20 protein-coding genes are annotated in these 22,564 nt (G+C 46.4%); 15 read left to right on the forward strand and 5 right to left on the reverse strand.

Annotated features, from left to right (window positions below):
• Positions 1-10 precede the first annotated feature (10 nt).
• The 10 genes from araB to GXP75_RS11355 all read left to right on the forward strand — a co-directional run bounded on the left by araB (position 11) and on the right by GXP75_RS11355 (position 11,511).
• Positions 11-1,714 carry a ribulokinase gene (araB, locus tag GXP75_RS11310; protein ID WP_242556832.1) on the forward strand — a complete coding sequence of 568 codons (1,704 nt, stop codon included), beginning with the start codon at positions 11-13 and terminating at the stop codon, positions 1,712-1,714.
• Positions 1,707-2,396: an L-ribulose-5-phosphate 4-epimerase gene (gene araD, locus GXP75_RS11315; protein ID WP_061572605.1), complete on the forward strand. Its 690-nt coding sequence runs from the start codon at positions 1,707-1,709 to the stop codon at positions 2,394-2,396. Before araB ends, araD begins: the two co-directional genes overlap by 8 nt.
• Complete coding sequence (locus tag GXP75_RS11320) at positions 2,374-3,192, forward strand: sugar-phosphatase AraL (RefSeq protein WP_242556833.1); 819 nt, start codon at positions 2,374-2,376, stop codon at positions 3,190-3,192. Before araD ends, GXP75_RS11320 begins: the two co-directional genes overlap by 23 nt.
• Entirely contained in the window at positions 3,189-4,367 is a 1,179-nt protein-coding gene (locus GXP75_RS11325; protein ID WP_242556834.1) for a sn-glycerol-1-phosphate dehydrogenase, read from the forward strand. Before GXP75_RS11320 ends, GXP75_RS11325 begins: the two co-directional genes overlap by 4 nt.
• A 36-nt stretch (positions 4,368-4,403) precedes the next feature.
• The gene (araN, locus tag GXP75_RS11330) at positions 4,404-5,705 is read left to right on the forward strand and encodes an arabinooligosaccharides ABC transporter substrate-binding protein AraN (RefSeq protein ID WP_242556835.1); all 1,302 of its coding nucleotides are present in this window, start codon (positions 4,404-4,406) and stop codon (positions 5,703-5,705) included.
• Between the two features lie 36 nt (positions 5,706-5,741).
• Positions 5,742-6,683 carry an arabinooligosaccharides ABC transporter permease AraP gene (gene araP / locus GXP75_RS11335; protein ID WP_214913847.1) on the forward strand — a complete coding sequence of 314 codons (942 nt, stop codon included), beginning with the start codon at positions 5,742-5,744 and terminating at the stop codon, positions 6,681-6,683.
• A 3-nt stretch (positions 6,684-6,686) separates the two neighbouring features.
• Positions 6,687-7,529: an arabinooligosaccharides ABC transporter permease AraQ gene (gene araQ, locus GXP75_RS11340; RefSeq protein ID WP_010789431.1), complete on the forward strand. Its 843-nt coding sequence runs from the start codon at positions 6,687-6,689 to the stop codon at positions 7,527-7,529.
• 21 nt (positions 7,530-7,550) lie between these two features.
• Entirely contained in the window at positions 7,551-9,047 is a 1,497-nt protein-coding gene (gene arfA, locus GXP75_RS11345) for an arabinosylfuranosidase ArfA (RefSeq protein WP_214913845.1), read from the forward strand.
• Positions 9,048-9,171: 124 nt separating this feature from the next.
• Positions 9,172-10,968 (forward strand): carbon starvation protein CstA, encoded by a 1,797-nt coding sequence (gene cstA, locus GXP75_RS11350; RefSeq protein ID WP_003325163.1) that lies wholly within the window; start codon positions 9,172-9,174, stop codon positions 10,966-10,968.
• Between the two features lie 159 nt (positions 10,969-11,127).
• Positions 11,128-11,511, forward strand: coding sequence for a VOC family protein (locus GXP75_RS11355; protein WP_214913844.1), 384 nt, complete (start codon positions 11,128-11,130; stop codon positions 11,509-11,511).
• 58 nt (positions 11,512-11,569) lie between these two features.
• Here the strand turns inward: GXP75_RS11355 and GXP75_RS11360 are convergent, their stop codons facing one another.
• The 4 genes from GXP75_RS11360 to sspI all read right to left on the reverse strand — a co-directional run bounded on the left by GXP75_RS11360 (position 11,570) and on the right by sspI (position 15,848).
• Positions 11,570-12,925: a (Fe-S)-binding protein gene (locus GXP75_RS11360; RefSeq protein ID WP_242556836.1), complete on the reverse strand. Its 1,356-nt coding sequence runs from the start codon at positions 12,923-12,925 to the stop codon at positions 11,570-11,572.
• On the reverse strand, positions 12,922-14,334 hold the full coding sequence (gene glcD / locus GXP75_RS11365; RefSeq protein ID WP_214913840.1) for a glycolate oxidase subunit GlcD: 1,413 nt from the start codon (positions 14,332-14,334) through the stop codon (positions 12,922-12,924). Before glcD ends, GXP75_RS11360 begins: the two co-directional genes overlap by 4 nt.
• 95 nt (positions 14,335-14,429) lie before the next feature.
• Positions 14,430-15,551 carry a CdaR family transcriptional regulator gene (locus GXP75_RS11370; RefSeq protein WP_242556837.1) on the reverse strand — a complete coding sequence of 374 codons (1,122 nt, stop codon included), beginning with the start codon at positions 15,549-15,551 and terminating at the stop codon, positions 14,430-14,432.
• An 84-nt stretch (positions 15,552-15,635) separates the two neighbouring features.
• Entirely contained in the window at positions 15,636-15,848 is a 213-nt protein-coding gene (gene sspI / locus GXP75_RS11375; protein ID WP_003325168.1) for a small acid-soluble spore protein SspI, read from the reverse strand.
• Between the two features lie 119 nt (positions 15,849-15,967).
• On the opposite strand from sspI, the gene GXP75_RS11380 reads away from it, so the two are divergent.
• The 3 genes from GXP75_RS11380 to pheT all read left to right on the forward strand — a co-directional run bounded on the left by GXP75_RS11380 (position 15,968) and on the right by pheT (position 20,538).
• A complete protein-coding gene (locus GXP75_RS11380; RefSeq protein WP_214913836.1) occupies positions 15,968-16,714 on the forward strand; it encodes a TrmH family RNA methyltransferase in 747 nt (248 codons plus the stop codon).
• A 359-nt stretch (positions 16,715-17,073) separates the two neighbouring features.
• Complete coding sequence (gene pheS, locus GXP75_RS11385) at positions 17,074-18,108, forward strand: phenylalanine--tRNA ligase subunit alpha (RefSeq protein WP_035175221.1); 1,035 nt, start codon at positions 17,074-17,076, stop codon at positions 18,106-18,108.
• A 15-nt stretch (positions 18,109-18,123) separates the two neighbouring features.
• Positions 18,124-20,538, forward strand: a complete 2,415-nt coding sequence (gene pheT / locus GXP75_RS11390) for a phenylalanine--tRNA ligase subunit beta (RefSeq protein WP_242556838.1) — start codon at positions 18,124-18,126, stop codon at positions 20,536-20,538.
• Positions 20,539-20,579: 41 nt separating this feature from the next.
• Here pheT and rnhC read toward each other — a convergent pair whose 3' ends face one another.
• A complete protein-coding gene (gene rnhC / locus GXP75_RS11395; RefSeq protein WP_242556839.1) occupies positions 20,580-21,521 on the reverse strand; it encodes a ribonuclease HIII in 942 nt (313 codons plus the stop codon).
• Positions 21,522-21,654: 133 nt separating this feature from the next.
• Between rnhC and zapA the strand changes: the two genes are divergently transcribed.
• Both zapA and GXP75_RS11405 read left to right on the forward strand, forming a co-directional pair.
• The gene (gene zapA / locus GXP75_RS11400) at positions 21,655-21,912 is read left to right on the forward strand and encodes a cell division protein ZapA (RefSeq protein WP_003325173.1); all 258 of its coding nucleotides are present in this window, start codon (positions 21,655-21,657) and stop codon (positions 21,910-21,912) included.
• Between the two features lie 6 nt (positions 21,913-21,918).
• On the forward strand, positions 21,919-22,452 hold the full coding sequence (locus GXP75_RS11405) for a CvpA family protein (protein WP_214913832.1): 534 nt from the start codon (positions 21,919-21,921) through the stop codon (positions 22,450-22,452).
• Positions 22,453-22,564: the final 112 nt, after the last annotated feature.

The raw sequence follows: 22,564 nt of genomic DNA on the forward strand, positions 1-22,564 counted from the left end.
GGGGACATGTATGACATATACGATAGGTGTGGACTTTGGTACATTATCGGGAAGAGCGGTGCTGGTAAATGTCAAAACAGGTGAAGAGCTGGCAGCCGCTGTTAAGGAATACAAGCACGGCGTGATTGGTACGGCTTTGCCGAAAACCGGCGAAAAGCTCCCGCGTGATTGGGCGCTTCAGCATCCTGGCGATTACCTTGAAGTATTGGAGACAACAATTCCGTCACTTCTTGAACAGACGGGGATTCAGCCTGAGGACGTCATCGGCATCGGCATCGATTTTACGGCTTGCACCATTTTGCCAATAGACCGTTATGGAGAGCCGCTATGTATGCAGCCGGAGTTCGAAGCGGAGCCGCACAGCTATGTAAAGCTGTGGAAGCACCATGCGGCTCAAAAATATGCGGACCGTCTCAATGCCATAGCAGCGGAAAATGGCGAGCCTTTCTTACAAAGATATGGCGGAAAGATTTCTTCTGAGTGGATGATTCCTAAGATCATGCAGATTGCCGAAGAAGCTCCGCATATTTATCATGCGGCAGACCGGATTATCGAAGCGGCCGATTGGATTGTGTATCAGTTGTGCGGTTCATTGAAACGAAGCAATTGTACAGCAGGCTATAAAGCGATATGGAGTGAGAAAACAGGATATCCATCCGCTGAATTCTTTAATGCTTTACACCCTTTAATGAAAACGATTACAGAAGATAAATTAAGCGGTTCTGTTTATTCAGTAGGAGAAAAAGCGGGCGGGCTCACGGAAAAAATGGCGCAACTGACCGGGCTTCTTCCGGGCACGGCTGTTGCGGTCGCCAATGTGGACGCCCATGTATCTGTTCCCGCGGTCGGCATCACAGAGCCTAAAAAGATGCTGATGATTATGGGAACATCGACATGCCATGTGCTGCTCGGTGAAAAAGTGAATATTGTTCCGGGCATGTGCGGAGTGGTAGATAACGGAATTCTCCCTGGATACGCAGGATACGAAGCCGGTCAATCTTGTGTAGGCGACCATTTTGAATGGTTTGTGAACCATCATGTACCGGAAGATTATAAGAAAGAAGCAAAGGAGAAACATACAGGCATTCACGAGCTGCTGAGTCAAAAAGCCGATCTTCAAAAGCCGGGAGAAAGCGGTCTGCTTGCGCTTGACTGGTGGAACGGAAATCGCTCAACCTTAGTTGATGCTGATTTAACGGGGATGCTGCTTGGCATGACACTCTTGACGAAGCCGGAAGACATCTACAGGGCTTTGGTTGAAGCGACGGCGTACGGCACGCGAATGATTATCGAAACCTTCAGAGAAAACGGTGTACCGATTGAAGAACTTTACGCCGCAGGAGGAATTGCCGAGAAAAATCCATTTATCATGCAAATTTATGCGGATGTCACCAATATGGAAATTAAATTGTCTGGCTCCCCGCAAGCGCCGGCGTTAGGATCTGCGATATTCGGCGCGCTTGCTGCCGGGAAGGAAAACGGAGGCTACGAAAGCATCACAGAGGCAGCTGCGCATATGGGCAAATTGAAAGACCATTCCTATAAACCTAACGCTGAGCATGCCGAAATATATGATACCTTGTACGCGGAATATAAAGAATTGGTTCAATATTTCGGAAAAGAAAATCATGTGATGAAGCGTCTTAAAACGTTAAAAAACGGCCATTTTGCCTCTCTCGTTAAAAGAAATCAAAAGGGGGATGACCATGCTTGAAACGTTAAAAAAAGAAGTGCTTACCGCTAATCTAAAGCTCCAAGAGCATCGGCTTGTGACCTTTACGTGGGGGAATGTAAGCGGAATAGACCGAGAAAATGAAAGAATTGTGATTAAACCGAGCGGGGTTGAATACAGCGAGTTAACGGCTGATGATTTAGTGGTTCTCAATTTGGACGGGGAAATCATAGAAGGCTCGTTAAAGCCGTCCTCTGACACCCCGACCCACCTTTACTTGTATAAAGCGTTTCCGAATATTGGCGGCATCGTTCACACCCATTCACATTGGGCGACCAGCTGGGCTCAATCTGGAAGAGATATCCCTGCTCTTGGAACGACACATGCAGATTACTTCGACAGCGCGATTCCCTGTACGAGGGAAATGTATGACGAAGAAATTGTGAAAGATTATGAGCATAATACAGGCAAAGTCATCGCCGAAACGTTCAAAAACCAAAAGTATGAGCAGGTACCCGGTGTTCTGGTCAATAATCATGGCCCGTTCTGCTGGGGGACAGACGCACTTAATGCCCTTCACAATGCCGTCGTGCTAGAAACGGTTGCCGAAATGGCTTTTCATTCAATCATGCTGAATCAGAATATCAGCCCTATTAATACAGTGCTGCATGAGAAGCACTTTTATCGGAAACACGGAGCGAATGCGTATTATGGCCAGTCATGAGGCCTTCGTAGCACCGTCCGGATTTCTTATTGATATAGACGGAACTATTTTCAGGGGAAATGAGCTAATCGAAGGAGCCAAAGAAGCGATTTGTATGCTCCGGAGAATGAATAAGAAGGTCGTGTTCTTAAGCAATCGCGGAAACATTTCCAGAAACATGTGCAGAAAAAAATTGTTCGAAGCCGGGATTGACGCAGCGGAACATGAAATTGTGCTGTCCTCAAGCGTCACAGCAGCGTTTTTAAAAAAACATTACAGCTATTCAGCCGTGTGGGTGCTTGGAGAAGAGGGCTTGATTGACGAGCTGAATGCGGCCGGCATTCAAATGGCGAATGAACCGAAGGCAGCGGATTGGCTCATCATTTCTCTTCATGAATCGCTTACCTATCAAGATTTGAATCAAGCTTTTCAAGCCGCCGCCTATGGTGCGCGGATCATCGCTACCAACAAAGATCGTTATTTTCCCAGAGAAGACGGCAATGCAATTGATGTTGCAGGCATGATTGGCGCAATTGAAGCTTCCGCTCAGGCAAAAACAGAGCTTGTTGTCGGGAAGCCGTCATGGCTGATGGCGGAAGCCGCTTGTGATGCGATACAGCTTACTGCCGGTGAATGTATGATCATTGGAGACAGCATCGAATCAGATATTGCGATGGGGAAATTGTACGGAATGAAAAGCGCTTTAGTTCTTACAGGCTCAAGCAAACCTGGAGAAGCGCGACTGTATGAGCCTGATTTTGTGCTGGAATCTATAAAGGATCTGAACAAATTGGCTGAGGAGGGGATTCTCTTATGAAGCAGCTCGCGTCAGACATTCAGCAGACTTTCGAAAAAGCGGGCGAGACTGTATCGCCTTTGGCAGTAGAGGAAATTGTACTGGGAAAACAAGCGGCTCAGGACCTGGTTCATTTTCTGAAAAGGAAAGGCTATCAAAACATTGCGATCATATGCGATCAAACCACCTACAGCATTACAGGCCGCAATTTGGAGCTCGCCATTGATCATGGGGGCATTCAAGTGAAAAGCATTGCCATTCCTGCCAATGAAGCGGGTGATGTGACGGCAGACGAACGATCGCTTATTCATACTCTCATTCAAGCCCCGAAAACAATTGATTCCTTTATTGCTGTCGGATCGGGAACCATTCATGATATTGTCCGTTTTGCCGCCTTTCACCGGGATTTGCCTTTTATCTCATTTCCGACTGCTCCCTCTGTTGACGGATTTACATCAGCCGGGGCGCCTGTCATTTTATACGGAACAAAAACGACGGTTCAGACGAAGGCGCCGATTGCGTTATTCGCCGATATCGATTTGTTGAAATCAGCACCTCAGCCGATGGTGGCAGCCGGATTCGGTGACATGCTCGGAAAAATCACCTCATTAGCGGATTGGAAAATATCGCATCGGCTGGCTGAAGAGCCTTACTCTCATACGGGCGCGCGTCTTGTAGAGGAATCGCTTAACAACTGTATTGCAAACACCGAGGAAATTGCCTCTAAAACTGAAACCGGCATCCGTATCTTGATGGAAGCCTTGATTGTATCGGGCCTTGTCATGCTCGCTTTAGACCATTCCCGCCCGGCTTCAGGGGGAGAACATCATGTATCACATTGGATTGAAATGGAGTTAATGAAGAAGAACAAGCCCCAAATCCTTCACGGGGCAAAGGTGGGCTGCGCAGCTGTATTGCTGACTGATACGTACAGAAAACTTGCCAAACATGAGAATCTGAGCGAATTCTCTCCAGACCGCCGAGACATCATTCAATCAATTTATGAAGGACTACCGGAAGGAAAGACACTGGCTGGCTGGCTGAAATCAGCCGGAGGCCCCGCGTATTTTGACGAAATCGGTGTAGACGGAGAGTCTGTAAAAAACGCCTTAAAACACGCACATACACTAAGAGAGCGTTTTACCGGCCTGAGAATCATAAACGAAAACGAAACGCTTTTAAAAAATGGCCTGTAACAATAAGCCCGCACCTCCAGCGGAAGGGGTAACAAGATGAAAAAAATGACTGCCTGTTTTCTTTTGCTTACTATGCTCCTCACATCATTATTAGCCGGGTGCGCAGCAGAACGGTCATCCGGGAAATCGGGTGAAACGGAGCTGACCTTTTGGACATTTAACGGACTTCATGAACAGTTTTATCTGGAAATGGTGAAAGAGTGGAATTCGAAGTATCCAGACCGAAAAATTAAATTAAACACGGTTGTTTATCCGTACGGCCAAATGCACGACAATCTCTCCATTTCATTAATAGCGGGAGAGGGCCTGCCGGATATCGCGGATGTTGAATTAGCACGGTTTTCGAACTTTTTGAAAGGCTCGGACATTCCGCTTGCCGATTTAACGCCTCTTATCCAAAAGGACCGGGACAAGTTCGTTGAAGCGCGGCTTACTTTATACAGTAAGGACGGAAAGCTTTACGGGCTTGATACACATGTAGGGACGACAGTGATGTTTTATAACATGGACATTATGAAAAAGGCGGGAGTCAATCCCGATGATATCAAAACATGGGATGATTACCGGAAAGCCGGCCAGAAAGTACGCAAGGCGACCGGCAAGCCGATGGGAACGGTGGAAACGAATGATTCCGGCACGTTCCTCTCCATGATCTCACAGCAAAACTCAGGTTACTTTGATAAAGATGGAAAGCTGATCATCAATAACGAAACAAATGCAAAAACCCTTCAATATTTAAAAGACATGATCAATGATAAAACAACGATCGCTGCACCCGGCGGCGGACATCATAGTGAAGAATACTACGGATTTATGAATCAGGAAGGAGCGGCTTCCGTTCTTATGCCTATCTGGTATATGGGAAGGTTTATAGATTATATGCCGGATTTAAAAGGGAAGATGGCGATACGGCCGCTTCCGGCGTGGGAAGAAGGCGGCGACCGCTCAGCAGGTCTTGGCGGAACGGCCACAGTCGTGCCGAAACAAGCGAAACACGAAGAATTGGCAAAAGAGTTCCTGGTCTTTGCGAAAGGCTCCGAGGAAGGGAATAAAAAGCTTTGGAGTGTGCTGGGGTTTGATCCGCTCCGGTGGGATGTGTGGGATTCGAAAGAATTAAAAGAGAAAAATCAATACACAGATTACTTTCAAAACGGAACTGACATTTTCTCTGTGCTTCTCGATATTAAGGATGAAATTAATCCGATCTATTTAGATGAGGATTTCGCCAAGGCATCTGATCTCGTGATCAGGAATGTGCTGTTCGACGCGCTCAAGACACAGCAAAAAACGCCTGAAGAAGCCTTAGACAGGGCGGCAGGTGAATTAAAAGATAAATAGACTCGTATTCAAAATATGAAAGCGGGGAGGTTCTCTATGAAACCTGTGAAGACGGGGACGGTTCAACCCGTTCCCTCAACGGCGAAGGAATCCGTCTGGCGGAGTGTCTTGTACTCGAAAAAAGCGGCGCCTTATCTGTTTACAGCTCCATTTGTCATCTCATTTCTTATTTTCTTTCTGTACCCCATCATCAGTGTTTTCATCATGAGCTTTCAAAGAATACTGCCGGGGGAGGTTTCGTTTGTCGGGCTTTCCAACTACACTGCACTTCTTAATCCGACATTCTATACAGCTCTTTTTAATACGTTGGAATATACGATTTGGACACTGATTGTGTTGATCCCGGTTCCATTGCTGCTGGCCATCCTTTTGAATTCAAAATTAGTAAAGTTCAGAAACGTATTTAAATCGGCGCTGTTTATCCCGGCTTTGACATCCACCATTGTTGCAGGGATTATTTTTCGCCTGATTTACGGAGAAATGGATACGTCACTGGCCAATTCATTCCTTATTAAAATTGGCGTTTCTCCGCGGAATTGGCTGAACGATGAGCACACCGGCATGTTTCTGATGGTCATGCTTGCTTCATGGAGATGGATGGGTATTAATATACTGTACTTTTTAGCGGGGTTGCAAAATGTGCCGAAAGAGCTGTATGAGGCGGCTGATATCGACGGAGCAAATACAATGAAGAAATTCCGCCATATCACTTTGCCGTTCTTAAAGCCTGTATCGGTATATGTCCTGACGATCAGCATTATCGGCGGATTTAGGATGTTCGAAGAGAGCTATGTTCTTTGGCAAAATAATTCCCCGGGTAATATCGGCCTCACGCTTGTCGGGTATTTGTATCAGCAAGGGCTTGCTTACAATGAAATGGGGTACGGAGCGGCGATCGGGATTGTGCTTTTGCTCGTTATTCTTATTGTCAGCCTGATTTCTTTAAAACTGTCAGGTTCGTTTAAGGGGGAGGGGTAATCTATGCAGAACAGCAACCGGTTTGCCGTTTACAGAATCGCTCTGACTCTGTTTTTTATCATGCTGAGCCTGCTGTATATTTTTCCGATGCTCTGTTTGCTGTTAGGTTCATTAAAGCCGTCGTCAGAGCTTTTGCGGATCGGGCTGAATTTGAAAATAGATCCGGATGTGCTGAGTTTTGATAATTACACGTTTTTATTTCATGGCGGCAGCATTTATTTCAAATGGTTTTTTAACAGCATTGTTTTGGGATTATTAACAACGGTGTTAACACTGTTTTTTTCTTCAATGATTGGTTACGGGCTAGCGGTATATGAATTTAAAGGCAGGAACCTGATCTTTGTTCTGGTGCTCATCATTATGATGGTGCCGCTTGAAGTTATGATGCTTCCGTTATTTAAGCTGACAGTGGGGCTGCATCTGATCGATTCCTATACGGGTGTGATTTTGCCTTTCATTGTCTCGCCTGTCGCGGTTTTCTTTTTCAGGCAATATGCGCTCGGACTGCCGAAAGACCTGCTGGACTCGGCGCGGATGGATGGGTGTACGGAATTTGGCATCTTTTTCAGAATTATGGCGCCGCTCATGAAGCCGGCCTTTGGGGCGATGATTATCCTTCAGTCCCTGAACAGCTGGAATAACTTCCTCTGGCCGCTTATTGTGCTTCGGTCAAAAGAAATGTTTACGCTTCCAATCGGGCTGTCAAGCTTGCTCAGTCCATACGGCAACAACTATGACATGCTGATTTCCGGCTCAGTCTTTGCGATTTTACCGGTCATCATCATCTTCTTGTTTTTCCAAAAGTATTTTATCTCCGGACTGACAGTGGGCGGGGTAAAAGGATAATATAAATTAGGAGGAAACAATATGAAAAAAGCGGGAATGATCATAGATAAAGAGTATAAAATCGGTCAAGTAGATAAGCGTATCTACGGCTCATTTATCGAGCATATGGGCCGGGCGGTATATGAAGGCATCTACGAACCGGATCATCCTCAAGCAGATGAATCAGGTTTTCGAAAGGACGTCCAGTCGCTCATTAAAGAATTGCAGGTGCCTTTGATCCGGTACCCGGGCGGCAACTTTTTATCCGGCTACAACTGGGAGGACGGCGTAGGCCCTGTTAAAGACCGTCCAAGGCGGCTTGATCTGGCATGGAAAACGACGGAGACAAATGAAGTGGGTACGAATGAATTTTTATCATGGGCCAAAAAGGTGAACACCGAGGTCAACATGGCTGTCAATCTTGGAACGAGAGGCATGGACGCAGCCCGCAACCTCGTGGAATACTGCAATCATCCGTCAGGTTCTTATTGGAGTGATTTGAGAAGGTCCCACGGTTATGAAGCACCTTACGGAATTAAGACATGGTGCTTAGGAAATGAGATGGACGGTCCGTGGCAGATCGGACATAAAACAGCCGAGGAATACGGAAGGCTTGCTGCTGAGACGGCAAAAGTCATGAAATGGGTGGATCCTTCGATTGAATTGGTTGCCTGCGGCAGTTCAAACAGCAGTATGCCGACATTTATTGATTGGGAAGCGAAGGTGCTTGAGCATACGTATGATCATGTGGATTACATCTCCCTTCATACGTACTACGGAAACCGGGATAACAACCTGCCAAACTATTTAGCCCGTTCCATGGATTTGGACCACTTTATTAAGTCTGTTGCCGCGACATGCGACTATATGAAGGCGAAAAAACGCAGTAAAAAAACCATTCACCTTTCATTAGATGAGTGGAATGTATGGTACCACTCTAACGAAGCTGATAAAAAAGTAGAGCCATGGATGGAAGCGCCGCCGATTTTGGAAGATATTTATAATTTCGAAGATGCTTTATTGATCGGCTCGCTTCTCATTACGATTTTGCAGCACGCTGACCGTGTGAAAATTGCATGTCTCGCACAGCTTGTGAATGTGATTGCGCCTATTATGACTGAAAAAGGCGGAGAAGCATGGAGACAGCCGATTTTCTATCCGTACATGCATGCCTCTGTTTATGGAAGAGGGGAATCGCTTAAGCCGATTATCTCTTCTCCAAAGTATGACTGTGCAGACTTTACGGATGTGCCGTATGTGGATGCGGCTGCCGTTTATCATGATGAGGATCAGACACTGACGGTTTTTGCTGTGAATAAGAGTGAGGAACCGATGGAGACAGACATGTCGTTAAGGGGGTTTGAATCCTATCGCATCATCGAGCATATTGTGCTTGAACATGAAGATATCAAAGCAACAAATCAAAAAAACAGAAAAAATGTCGTACCGCATGCCAATGGAACATCTTCTAAGTCAGAAGGCGAACTGAAAGCTCATTTCACACCGCTTTCATGGAATGTGATCCGTCTTCAAAAGTAATCATGCACATTCAAGTAAGCCGGCATCATCAGCCGGCTTTTTCTCATGAGAAATGGAAAAACCACCGCCTTTAGTCCCTGAATTGTGATATATTTGTAAAAAACAGCAAAGGGGATGGGGAAAAATGAATGCGGTTACAATTGTGATAGCGTCAATGTGTATATTGGCGATCGCTTATCGTTTATATGGAACCTTTATGATGGTAAAGGTACTGAAAGTGAATGATGACAAACCGACGCCGGCTCACACACACGAAGATGGAAAAGACTATGTGCCTACGAATAAATGGGTCACGTTCGGCCATCATTTTGCCGCCATAGCCGCTGCCGGTCCTCTTGTCGGGCCGATACTTGCAGCGCAATTCGGTTATTTGCCCGGGCTGTTATGGCTGTTAATCGGAGCGGTTATCGGGGGAGCCGTTCACGATATAGTCGTTTTGTTCGCGTCCATGCGGAAAAACGGAAAATCGCTGTCAGAAGTGGCGAAAGACGAGCTTGGGCCTGTCGCGGGTTTTTGTACGGGGCTTTCAATGCTGTTTATTATCACAATCACGATGGCAGGATTGTCAATGGTTGTGCTGCATGCTTTGGAACGCAATCCCTGGGGGACATTTGCCGTTGGTATTACCATTCCAATAGCGATGGGCGTCGGTATTTATTATAAAAAAACCGGAAATCTAAAGCTCGCTTCCACTGTGGGATTCCTCTTTTTATTGGCAGGGGTATTTATTGGTCCATGGGTGCAGACAACCGCGCTGGGAGATATCCTGACCCTTGAAACGAAAACGCTTGCAATCGCGCTGCCGGTCTATGCTTTCTTTGCGGCGGCGCTTCCTGTATGGCTTCTGCTCGCTCCCAGGGATTATTTAAGCAGCTTTATGAAAATAGGGGTATTTATCGCACTGATTGCGGGAGTGTTTATTGTAAATCCAGCTATTCCGTTTCCGGCGTTTACGGAGTTTGTAAAAGGCGGAGGGCCGGTGCTTGCGGGACCTGTCTGGCCGTTTATTTCGATTACGATCGCTTGTGGGGCGATCTCAGGATTTCACGCGTTTGTCGGTTCAGGAACAACGCCGAAGATGCTTAATAAATGGAGTGACATGAAGCCGGTCGCCTTTGGCGCGATGCTTGTGGAGTGTCTTGTCGGCATCATGGCGCTGATCGCGGCCACCGCCTTGCAGCCTGCTGATTATTTTGCGATCAACAGCACGCCGGAAGTATTTCGTACGCTTGGAATGAATGTTGTACACTTGCCTGAATTAAGCCGTGAAATCGGCCTGGATTTAGAAGGAAGAACAGGAGGTGCCGTTACACTTGCGGTCGGCATGACTTATATTTTTACCGGAATGCCGTTTTTCAGCCATCTGGCCTCATATTTTTTCCAATTCGTCATTATGTTTGAAGCGGTCTTTATTTTAACGGCTATTGATGCAGGGACCCGTGTGGCCCGCTATTTAATTCAAGACTTTTTCGGAGAGGTCTATAAACCTTTGAAAAAAACAGACTGGCTTCCCGGATCTGTATTTGCCAGCGCACTGGCCTGCTTGATGTGGGGATACCTTCTTTATTCAGGCGATATCGGCTCCATTTGGGCGCTGTTTGGCGTTTCCAATCAGCTCATGGCATCTGTCGGGTTAATTATCGGCGCGACGATTGTGCTGAAAATTGCTGATAAGCGGCGTTATATCCTGACATGCCTGATTCCGCTCGCCTATTTATATGTCACCGTCAACTATGCAGGGTATTGGATGGTGCGTTACGTATACTTAAATCCGGAAGCGGCGGGATACAGCGTTCTGAATGGGGCTTTATCCATCATTATGCTCCTGTTAGGTTTGGTAATCATCATTGCGGCTGTGAAAAAATGGGCCCAAATGTGGCGTGATCCGAGTTTAAGAATGGAAGCATCCATTCCGGGATAATGAGCATGAATACCAAGTTGACAAGAGCCTGTTTTCTACACAGGCTCTAACTCATGCGGGTGAGTATCTTTCTGCATCTGATTTTTCAACTGAAAAATAATAAAGGAGAAGATGGGGAAGAAGCAGAATGATAGAACAATAAAAGGAGGCAAGAAGAATATGAATCTATCTATGAGGTACGTTATTCTCTACGTGTCGGACGGGGAACGCTCGCTGCATTTTTACAAAGATATTTTAGGGCTGAAGGTTCGAGCCCAGCATGATACGTATGTAGAGTTTGATACAGGCTCTCAGGTATTGGCTTTTAATACGAGAAAGAATGTGAGGGAAATTACCCCGCTGGATATACCGGAGGAAACGGGATATTCACAAACATTTGAATTGGGGTTTGTGACTGAAGATGTGGGTGCAGTGATTGAGAAATTAAGAGGAGAAGGCGTTTCCATTCTGTCTGAGCCAAAAGTAAAGCCGTGGGGCCAGACGGTCGCCTATGTTGCGGACCCCGACGGCCATTATATTGAAATTTGCAGCCCTGTAGAATAAATCATCTCTAAAATACGTGGGACAGCCCCATTCAAAGGATGACAAAAGCCGACTCGTGTTACATGTGTTGGCTTTTGTCAGTTATCGGTTCTGATTCAGCGGCTTCCAGCAATAAATCCGCAAGGTGGACCGCCCGAACCTGTCCGCCCAAGCCTTCCCGTTCAATGCCGAGCTTCATTTGTAAAAGACAGCCTGGATTGGCCGTGACAATCACTGCGGCATGCGTTGCTTTTGCGGTGTGCATTTTGCTGTCTAAGATTTTCATAGACATGTCTGATTCAACAATATTGTAAATTCCCGCTGAGCCGCAGCAGCTATCCGCTTTTTCCATTTCTCTGAATTCCGCTCCTTCAATGCTTTTTAGGAGCTTGCGCGGTTCTTTGGATGTATGCATGACATTTCGCAGGTGGCAGGAGTCTTGATAGGTGATCACTTGAGGCGTCTCAAGCTTCAAACCTTTTTTATCAAAATCAAGCTCGACCAGCACGGATGAAAAGTCTTTTAGTTTTTGGACAAACACCGCAGCGCGTTCTGACCACTCAGGATCGTCTTTCAGCAAATGGTCATATTCAATGAGAAAGGCGCCGCATCCACCGGCGTTGGTAATGATATAATCCGCCTCAAGCGCTTCAAATGCCATGATATTTCGTTTGGCCAGCTCTTTCCCCAATTCTTTTTCGCCGCTGTGCCCATGCAGTGCTCCGCAGCACGCCTGGTCTTCTGGTATGACGATATCGCACCCGGCAAGCTGCAGCAGCTTGGCGGTAGCATTGTTGGTTGGCAAAAACATCGTATCCATTAAGCAGCCGGAGAAAAAGGCGACGCGTTTTTTAGCCGGGCCGATCGCCGGCAGTATACGGGGGCGATTTTTCATTTCTTTGCTTTTAGGCACAGGCGGCAGAACCTTTTCCATCGTGCGCAGATGTTCCGGCAATATGCGGAGCATCCCTGTTTTTCGTACCGCTGCCTGCAATCCCGAACGCTGATATAAACCGATAAGGCCGGCGGCGGTGCGCATTCGGTTTTGATGCGGAAACAGCTCTTTAAAAGCCGTTTTTCTAATAAGCCGCACACCGAGCGAGTGTTTTTTATTTTGATTAATGATATCTCTCGCTTCTTCAAGAAGTTGGCCGTAATTGACGCCTGACGGACAGACAGGTTCACAGGCGCGGCATCCGAGGCAAAGCGCAAGCGATCGTTCGACATCCTCGTCAGGCTCAATCTTGCCGTCAACTACAGCCTTCATTAAAGCAATGCGGCCCCTCGGCGAGTGGGATTCCTGATATCCTGATTCAATATATGTTGGGCAGGACGGGAGACAGAAACCGCAGCGCATGCAATTCAGCAGCTCTCCTTCATCCATGCGTTCCTTGAATTCTGTTTGTATTTGCTCCATTTCTTTTGCCGTTGTCATCTCTCCACCACCACTCGTTTTCTGGAATCACTTGCAAACATTTTGCCCGGATTTAAGATATTGTGCGGATCAAACGCGGTTTTTACCGCCTTCATCGCCGAAATGCCTTCTTTTTTCAGCTTCATCTCTAAGTAAGGGGCTTTCACAACCCCGACCCCATGTTCTCCGGTAATGGTTCCGCCGAGTTCAATGGCCTTTTCAAAAATCTCTTCAAATGCCCGTTCGACACGTTCCATTTCATCCGTATTTCTTAAATCAGTCGTGCAGGTCGGATGAAGGTTGCCGTCTCCCGCATGCCCGAATGTGCAAATGGATAGGTCGTATTTAGCGGCGATATCGTTAATCGCTTTGACCATATTTGCGATTTCTGACCGCGGAACCGTGGCATCCTCCAAGATGGTTGTCGGTTTCAATCGGGCAAGTGCGGAAAGGGCGGAGCGCCGCGCTTCGGTCAGGGCGAACGCTTCTTCCTCCGTTTGAGCGGCCTGAACGGATACGGCTGCGCCTTTTTTGCAAATCGCCTCAATTTTTTCCATGTCACGTGCGACTGTATCATAAGACCCATCCTGCTCAATCAAAAGGACGGCCTTGGCATTTGTGGGAAGCCCGATTTTGGCATAATCCTCGATGACCTGTAATGTCGGCTGATCGAGAAATTCAAGTGTGGCCGGTATCAATTTTTCCGCAATAATGGCGGATACCGTCTGAGCGGCGGCATCGATATTTTCATAGAGTGCGAGCAATGTTTTCTTCGTTTCCGGCTTTGGCACTAATTTCAATATGGCTTCCGTTACGATGCCGAGTGTTCCTTCTGATCCGACAAAAAGGCGCGTCAGATCATATCCCGCTACGTCTTTTGCAAGCTTTCCGCCTGTGCGGATGATATCCCCGTTTGCCAGCACGACTTCAAGACCCATTACATAGTCACGGGTGACGCCGTATTTTAACCCGCGAAGGCCGCCGGAATTTTCGTTAATATTCCCGCCTATCGTAGATATTTTCATAGAACTCGGATCAGGCGGATAAAACAATTGCTTGCTTTCCGCCTGTAGAATCATATCAAGTGTAATCACGCCCGGCTGGACAGTGATGGTCAAATTTTCCTCATCAATGTCAAGAATTCGGTTCATGTGTTTAAATAAAAGAACAAGGCCTCCTTCAGTCGGACAAGTGCCGCCGCACAGATTTGTCCCTGAGCCTCTCGGTACAATCGGTATGCGATGCTTATTGCAAATGGTTAAAATACGCGAGACTTCATATTTGTCACGCGGCGCGATGACAGCATCAGGCATTGACTGGAATTGCGGAGCCGCATCATAGGAATACACGAGGCGGCCCGCTTTTGAATCATCGTAGTTTTCCTCTCCTGCCACCTCTATCAACTGTTTCTTTACCTCATTAGATATCACTATGTCCTTCCCCCTCTATCAGAAAAACGCTTTCAATCTATTGTAAAGAAAAAAAGAAGTGCTTAATATGGAGAAACATCTGAAAAATAGGATTATTAATCTTTTTGTTTTGTATGATCATCTAAAAAATATAGCGCCAAATATAAAGTAATGATATCTTCTGTCCGGTTAAAGCTGCATCCAGTTATGTTTTCCAACTTTTCGAGACGGTAGCGCAATGTATTAATGTGGATATGAAGCGTTTCTGCCGTCTGTTTTAAAGACAAGTGCCTGCTAAACAGTGTGTGCATGGTCTTCATAAGCTCTTCGTTGTCCACTGTCTTCTGAAGCACCCTTCTGGAAAATTCAGCCCGGGTTGCCGGCCTGATATCAGCAAGGCACATGTCCAGCTTAAGATCCTCCTCACATACGGCAGTACGGCGTTTGATACTGACAGAGAGCGCTTTTTCGGCTTGTTCGTATGACCGTACCACACGTGAGCTTATAACCGCCTGCCCGACGCCGGCTGAGACATGCTGCCCATTTCCCGCACTCTCAGCAAACGAACAGAGGGAGTTAATGTGCCGTAACAGCTGTTCCTTTTTATCGCTTTCCGAAACTTCGTGATTGATCAGAATCCTTTCATTTCCCCAACGCACAAAAAGATCGGAAGGCCAGTCGTTTTTCCATAAATGCGTCATTTGTTCTATGTCATGCCGGGTAAATTCTTCTTCCCCTTGAATTAAGATAATGCGCCGCTGCGATGTCAGATCGACGCCCAACAGCTGTGCTTTTTCTAAAAAACCAGGTGACCATTCCCGCAATTGCAGCCAATCAATCATAAAGGATTCCAGTGTTCTGGCCTGCCATTGGATTTGCTCAAGATGTCGTGATTCCTTAATGAACAGTTCGGTCATTTTCCGCAGCAGCTCCCCGTATGGCTGTATCTCTTCCGGTTCACCGGTCAAGCCGAAAACAGCAATCACATGATGGCCTGAAAAGACAGGGAGATTCAGCCCGGATTTTACGCCTCTTAATCTCTTTTCATCTTCTTTTGTAATGATGACATTGCGTTTCTCTTTTGCGCATATCAGCGCCCCTTCATGGAAACCGCCGATGCGTTTATCATTTGTGCTTGCGATGATGCTGCCGTCCGTATTCACGATAATGACTTCCCGGTCGTACATCTTTTTTACTTCCGAGATGATTTTTTTCGCCAGAGCAGGTTGTAATAACATATAACGATCCCCCTTAGCCACTATTATACAATGAGCGGCAGGACGAAAATAAAAAAAACCGGGCATCTGGACCCGGTTTACACCTTAAGCGGGTTTTAATCCGCCTTCCAGTGTTTTCAACATATCATTTTTATCCGTTTCAGATGCATGCTGCCAAAGGACTTCAAATAATACGCCAAGCCCCGGAAGCATTTTTTCCTCACCGCTTTGAATCGCGTCGACGATTGTATGCTCAAGCTGTTCTTGATTATTGCCGGTCACGTTGGCGATAACGGCATTTCGTAAATTAAGATCCATATCAAAAACTCCTTTTTCCTAAAATTTGATACGTATATTCTAACCCCGCACCCGGTTTATTATGTGCGTTTCTTGCGATATAATAACATCATGTTAAAAAAAGGAGAGCGCAGCAGACAGTGAAACGAATTGATTCGGCCAAAAACCAAAAAGTGAAGGACTGGAAAAAGCTTCACACAAAAAAAGAACGAACAAAAACAAATACATTTCTTATAGAAGGGGAACACCTTGTAGAAGAAGCACTGAAAACTGAGGGCGCTGTAAAGGAAATCCTCGTCAAAGACGAAGGGGAAATTCCCCCCGATCTGGACATGTCCATTCATTGCTACATCTTAAGTGAAGACGCGTTTTCCGCTGTGACAGAGACTGAAACGCCGCAGCAGATTGCCGCTGTGTGCCGCATGCCTGAGGATAGCCTTACTTCTTATAAGCGGCTTTTGCTGATAGATGCCGTGCAAGATCCGGGCAATCTTGGAACGATGATTCGCACGGCCGATGCCGCTGGGATGGATGCGGTGGTGATCGGAGACGGCACAGTAGACGCCTATAATGGAAAAACACTGCGGTCCGCACAAGGGTCCCATTTTCATATTCCGGTTGTCAAACGGAATTTGCACGTTTTCATTGAGGAATTGAAGGCAAGCGGCGTTAAGGTGTACGGGACGTCGCTTCAAAACGGGTCAGCCTTTCAGGAGACCGCGCCGATAGGCTCATTCGCTTTAATTGTCGGCAATGAGGGGGCAGGCGTCAACTCAGCCATTTTAGAAAAAACCGACTTGAACTTGTACGTGCCTCTATACGGACAGGCCGAATCGCTGAACGTGGCGATTGCCGCTGCCGTCCTGCTGTACCACTTACGAGGATAGTGTTGCGTCGATGCGTGAATTTCACTATAATAGGTAGTAATATTTTTAAAAACCGTGACAGAGGACATCCATTTCTTACAAAGCTGCCTTACAGGGAAAAAATGCCGCTGACTGAAAGCATTTTTATTGCAGCCGGGAATGATTTCACCTCTTGAGTTGTCGCCGGGACCGCGCCATACGCGCGTAAAGGTGAACCGGAACTTGAGTTTCCGTTATGTCAATGAAGCTAAGAACAGATCAGTCTGTCCAAAAAAGGGTGGTACCGCGGCCACAACTCGTCCCTTATATAAGGGGCGGGTTTTTTTGTTTTCTATAGACATATGACACGAGTGCGGTTTTACATAAAAGGAGGATACATGATGGAAGAAAAGCTAAAACAGCTTGAACTTGAAGCTGTAGAAAAAGTAGAAGCAGCAAGCTCATTAAAAGATGTCAACGACATTCGGGTGCAATACCTCGGGAAAAAAGGGCCGATCACAGAAGTGCTTCGCGGAATGGGAAAGCTTTCTGCTGAGGAACGGCCGAAAATGGGTGCCCTCGCCAATGAAGTAAGAGAACGCATCGCGTCGGCGATTTCTGAAAAGAACGCCGCCCTTGAAGAAGAAGAAATGAAAAAGAAACTGGCAGGCCAGACGATTGATGTCACACTGCCGGGAAATCCGGCCAAAAGCGGCGGACGGCATCCTCTCACGGTGGTCATTGAAGAGCTTGAAGATTTGTTTATCGGCATGGGGTATACCGTTGAAGAAGGTCCTGAAGTGGAAACGGATTATTACAACTTTGAAGCGCTCAATCTTCCGAAAGAACACCCTGCACGCGATATGCAGGACAGCTTTTACATCACAGAAGAGACGCTGATGAGAACGCAGACCTCACCCGTTCAGACACGCACGATGGAAAAGCATAAGGGAAAAGGCCCTGTGAAAATCATTTGTCCGGGTAAAGTGTACCGCCGAGATAATGATGACGCGACACACTCCCACCAATTTATGCAGATTGAAGGGCTTGTCGTTGATCGCAATATCAGAATGAGCGATTTAAAAGGAACCCTTGAATTGGTTGCTAAAAAAATGTTTGGAGAAGATCGTGAAATCAGACTTCGCCCAAGTTTCTTCCCTTTCACTGAGCCTTCGGTAGAAGTGGATGTGACGTGCTTTAAATGCGGAGGAACAGGCTGCTCGGTATGTAAAGGTACGGGCTGGATTGAAATTTTGGGAGCCGGAATGGTTCATCCGAACGTGCTTCAAATGGCCGGCTTTGACCCTAAAGAATACCAAGGCTTTGCTTTTGGAATGGGCGTTGAACGGATCGCCATGCTGAAATACGGCATTGATGATATCCGCCATTTCTATACAAACGATGTCAGATTCATTTCGCAGTTTAAACAGGCGTAAGAGGAGGATGTAAGGATGTTTGTTTCTTATAGATGGTTAGAAGATTATGTTGATCTAAAGGGCATGGACCCGGCTGTTCTTGCTGAAAAAATTACGAGAACAGGTATTGAAGTTGAAGGCATCGAGTACAAGGGTGAAGGCATCAAAGGCGTTGTCATCGGACATGTGCTTGAACGCGAACAGCACCCGAATGCTGACAAGCTGAATAAGTGTCTTGTGGATATCGGCGCAGACGAACCTGTACAAATCATTTGCGGAGCGCCAAATGTCGAGAAAGGGCAGAAAGTTGCCGTCGCGACAGTCGGAGCGGTGCTTCCGGGCAATTTTAAAATTAAAAAAGCGAAGCTGCGCGGTGAAGAGTCAAACGGAATGATTTGTTCTCTTCAGGAGCTTGGCGTTGAGGGCAAGCTTGTGCCGAAGGAATATGCGGAAGGCATCTTCGTTTTTCCGAATGAGGCGGAAGCGGGAAGCGACGCATTAGCAGCCCTTCAGCTTGACGATGCGATTTTAGAGCTCGGACTTACACCAAACCGCGCAGACGCAATGAATATGCTCGGTGTCGCATATGAAGTTGCGGCGATTTTAGAAGCTGAGGTCAAACTTCCGCAAACAGATTATACAGAAGGTGCTGACAAAGCAGCTGACTATATTTCAGTGAAAATTGAAGACCAGGAAGCGAATCCGTTATATACGGCAAAAATCATTAAAAATGTAAAAATTGCTCCGTCACCGCTTTGGATGCAGACAAAGCTTATGAATGCAGGCATCCGCCCGCACAATAACGTAGTTGACATTACCAACTTTGTTCTATTGGAATACGGTCAGCCGCTCCACGCTTTTGATTATGACCGCTTCGGCTCAAAGGAAGTTGTCATTCGAAAGGCGGCTGAAAATGAAACACTTCTCACGCTGGATGATCAAGAAAGAAAGCTTTCCGCAGATCATCTTGTCATCACAAACGGATCAAAAGCCCAGGCTGTGGCCGGCGTTATGGGCGGAGCGGAATCAGAGGTTCGGGATGATACAACCACGATTTTGCTAGAAGCCGCATACTTCAATGGGCAGACGGTCCGCAAAGCGTCTAAAGATCTTGCGCTGAGAAGCGAATCAAGCGTAAGATTTGAAAAAGGAATTGACCCGGCGCGTGTCCGGCTTGCCGCTGAACGTGCTGCGCAGCTTATCCATCTGTATGCAGGCGGAGAAGTTCTGTCAGGTACAGTGGAAGAAAACCATTTGACAATTGAAGCCAATAACATTCATGTTTCTGTTGAAAAAGTCAACAATGTGCTCGGCATGACGATCAGTAAAGAAGAAATGATCAGCATTTACCAAAGGCTCGGCTTTGCAGTCGGAGAAGCAGAAGACCTGCTGATTGTAACGGTTCCTTCACGCCGGGGCGATATTAAAATCGAAGAGGATCTTATTGAAGAAGCGGCAAGACTATACGGTTATGATAATATTCCGTCGACACTTCCTGAAACGGAGGGAACGACAGGCGGATTGACGCCATATCAGGCGAAACGCCGAAAAGTCAGACGTTTTCTTGAAGGAGCAGGCTTATCACAAGCGACGACATACTCACTAACCAATGAAAAAAAAGCAGCCGCATTTGCGATTGAAAAATCACTTCACACCAAGCTGTCTCTTCCGATGAGTGAAGAAAGAAGCATTCTCAGACACAGCTTGATTCCGAATCTGCTTGAATCCGTTTCTTACAACTTGGCGAGACAGACTGATTCAGTAGCGCTTTACGAAGTCGGTTCCGTGTTCTTAACGAAGGAGGAGCACACGAAGCCGGTGGAGAAAGAACGCGTCGCGGGAGCGGTAACCGGATTGTGGCATAAAAATCTATGGCAAGGCGAGAAAAAGCCGGTTGATTTCTATGTGGTGAAAGGGATCGTAGAAGGGCTGTTAGATAAATTAAATATGCTTACGAGTATTGAATTTGTCCAGTCAGAGCGTAAAAACATGCATCCCGGCCGGACGGCGAATATTTTGTTGAACGGCTCGCTGGTCGGTTTTATTGGCCAAGTGCATCCGACAATGGAAAAAGAACTTGATTTGAAAGAAACGTATGTATTCGAGCTTGACCTTTACGCGCTGTTAACAGCGGAAACAGAGCCTGTTGTTTACACGGCCATTCCGAGATATCCATCTGTTACACGTGACATCGCGCTCGTCACAGACACAGCCATCTCAAGCGGCCAGCTTGAAAGTGTCATTAAAGAAGCGGGAGGAAAGCTTCTGAAAGAAGTATCCGTCTTTGATGTATACGAAGGCGAGCATATGGAAAAAGGCAAAAAATCCGTCGCCTTCTCCCTTCAATACTTAAACCCTGAACAAACATTGACTGAAGAAGAAGTGACAAAAGCGCATGAAAAAGTGCTGAAAGCTTTGGAAGACACGTATCAGGCTGTTTTAAGAGGCTAAATAAAAAGCTTGCAGAGAAATCTGCAAGCTTTTTTATGCGGTCAGCGTTTACGCTCAACAAGGCGCTTCGCCTTCTGTGTATTTGCAAAATGAAGCTTTGTAAACGTTCTGAGCGCGCTTTCTCCTTTTTTTAAAATCAGTTTTGCGCAAGCTTCATCAACGTGCGGGCCGGCTCCTTTGGGAATCACCATTCCTGCTTCGCGCGAGAGTTTATCCATCGCCATTAAGAAGGAGTACCTCGCGATAATTGAGGCAGCGGCGACGGACAGGTGAATGCCCTCCGCTTTTGTGCTGAAATAAGTGCGTTCTTTCACGATGTCTTTTCCGGCCAGATGCTTAAAGTAAATGCTAGGCTCTGCGAATTGGTCAATGAGAATCGCTTCAGGCTTTATGCCGTCCATTTTTTTTAATAGATGTCCGATTGCCTGATTGTGAAGGAGTGCTTTCATTTTTCCCTGGCTCATGCCTTTTTCCTGCAGCTTGTTGTACTTTTCATTGTTCAGAATCAGCAGGCTGTAGGGAATGGTTTTGATCAGGCTTTTGGCGATCTCGATAATTTGCGGGTCCTTTAAGTGTTTTGAATCCTTTACACCGAGTTCCTTCATTAAAGCGAGCTTGGATTTATCAACATACGCGCAAGCGACAGTCATAGGGCCGAAATAATCGCCTGTCCCGACTTCATCAGAGCCAATGACTGACATCATTCCGATCGTTTGAGGCGGTACGTAGCGCGGATCTGCCGCTTTTTTTACGGCTGTCTTTTTTTCCTTCGGTGCTTCTGCAGTTCCCCAGCGTCCGGATTCTGCGGCGGCGTTTTTTCCCTGAAACAAAACCTTGCCGGATTGATAAGCTGTAATGGTACAGCCGGGGGGCTTTGCCTGAAAAACGGCTCCCTGAGGGACAGATGGGCTAAGAGAGCTGCCATAAGACGCTCTCATTTGTTCAATAACAGATTTTGATACTTTTATCACTGAATGGGACACGTAGCAATCTCCTTTTTTTACACTTTTCACTGTATATACCAGTGTATCATAACAGTGCGAGGCTCGTCTTTCCATTCAATTGATAAACATGGTATGATAAGAACTAGGATTCTCACGGAATGGAGGAGAAACGTTGTCTGACGGCAGAAAAGCGAAAACGACAGTTGACATTTACGGTCAGCACTTCACCATTATCGGTGAAGAAAGCAAGGCCCACATGCGGCATGTGGCTGGAATTGTCGATGATAAAATGAGAGAAATGAATGAAAAAAATCCATATTTGGATATAAATAAACTCGCTGTGCTGACGGCGGTAAATGTTGTGCATGATTACATTAAATTAAAAGAGGAATACGAAAAACTGGAGCGTCAGCTTAAAGAAAAGGATTGAACAACTATGATAGATATCATCATCTTGATTTTGCTCCTGATGGGCACATTTATGGGACTGAGGAGAGGATTTATTCTTCAATTTATTTATTTAACGAGCTTTATCCTCTCGATTGCGTTCGCGGCGCTTTTTTACAAAAATGTAGCGCCGAATCTGAAATGGATACCCGCGCCTGATTTTACCGGGGGCCAAGAGGCGCTCTCCTTTTTCTCTGGGAATTTGGAAACGGCGTATTATAATGCGATCGCGTTTGTGATTCTATTCATTATCGCCAAGATTTTGCTCAGAATCATCGGGTCGTTCTTAAATATCGTCGCAAGTATACCCGTTATTAAACAAATCAATAAAGCGCTTGGCGCGGTTCTCGGCTTTTTGGAAATCTATCTATTTACGTTTGTGTTGCTTTATGTGGCATCGGTTCTTCCTGTGGATGCCGTTCAGCAAATGATGGGGCAATCGTCTCTGGCAAACGTCATTATACACCAAACACCGTATTTGTCAGGGCTTGTACAAGAGCTGTGGGCGCAATACGGCGGATAAAAACTTCTCTTGCCCGGAGAAGTTTTTTTAAAGCGGTTTTGTATTGTAAGTTTGTTGTGCCATATGAAAAAAATTTGTATGATGAGAAGCAGGAAACGTGTGAATGTCTGGG

Source organism: Bacillus sp. HU-1818 (assembly GCF_022695965.1).
GTDB classification, from domain to species: domain Bacteria; phylum Bacillota; class Bacilli; order Bacillales; family Bacillaceae; genus Bacillus; species Bacillus atrophaeus.

Excerpts from the sequence above, each read along its gene's own strand:
- araB (WP_242556832.1), top strand. The coding sequence starts at position 11 with ATGACATATACGATAGGTGTGGACTTTGGTACATTATCGGGAAGAGCG.
- araD (WP_061572605.1), top strand. The coding sequence starts at position 1,707 with ATGCTTGAAACGTTAAAAAAAGAAGTGCTTACCGCTAATCTAAAGCTC.
- GXP75_RS11320 (WP_242556833.1), top strand. The coding sequence starts at position 2,374 with ATGCGTATTATGGCCAGTCATGAGGCCTTCGTAGCACCGTCCGGATTT.
- GXP75_RS11325 (WP_242556834.1), top strand. The coding sequence starts at position 3,189 with ATGAAGCAGCTCGCGTCAGACATTCAGCAGACTTTCGAAAAAGCGGGC.
- araN (WP_242556835.1), top strand. The coding sequence starts at position 4,404 with ATGAAAAAAATGACTGCCTGTTTTCTTTTGCTTACTATGCTCCTCACA.
- araP (WP_214913847.1), top strand. The coding sequence starts at position 5,742 with ATGAAACCTGTGAAGACGGGGACGGTTCAACCCGTTCCCTCAACGGCG.
- araQ (WP_010789431.1), top strand. The coding sequence starts at position 6,687 with ATGCAGAACAGCAACCGGTTTGCCGTTTACAGAATCGCTCTGACTCTG.
- arfA (WP_214913845.1), top strand. The coding sequence starts at position 7,551 with ATGAAAAAAGCGGGAATGATCATAGATAAAGAGTATAAAATCGGTCAA.
- cstA (WP_003325163.1), top strand. The coding sequence starts at position 9,172 with ATGAATGCGGTTACAATTGTGATAGCGTCAATGTGTATATTGGCGATC.
- GXP75_RS11355 (WP_214913844.1), top strand. The coding sequence starts at position 11,128 with ATGAATCTATCTATGAGGTACGTTATTCTCTACGTGTCGGACGGGGAA.
- GXP75_RS11360 (WP_242556836.1), bottom strand. The coding sequence starts at position 12,925 with ATGACAACGGCAAAAGAAATGGAGCAAATACAAACAGAATTCAAGGAA.
- GXP75_RS11370 (WP_242556837.1), bottom strand. The coding sequence starts at position 15,551 with ATGTTATTACAACCTGCTCTGGCGAAAAAAATCATCTCGGAAGTAAAA.
- sspI (WP_003325168.1), bottom strand. The coding sequence starts at position 15,848 with ATGGATCTTAATTTACGAAATGCCGTTATCGCCAACGTGACCGGCAAT.
- pheS (WP_035175221.1), top strand. The coding sequence starts at position 17,074 with ATGGAAGAAAAGCTAAAACAGCTTGAACTTGAAGCTGTAGAAAAAGTA.
- pheT (WP_242556838.1), top strand. The coding sequence starts at position 18,124 with ATGTTTGTTTCTTATAGATGGTTAGAAGATTATGTTGATCTAAAGGGC.
- GXP75_RS11405 (WP_214913832.1), top strand. The coding sequence starts at position 21,919 with ATGATAGATATCATCATCTTGATTTTGCTCCTGATGGGCACATTTATG.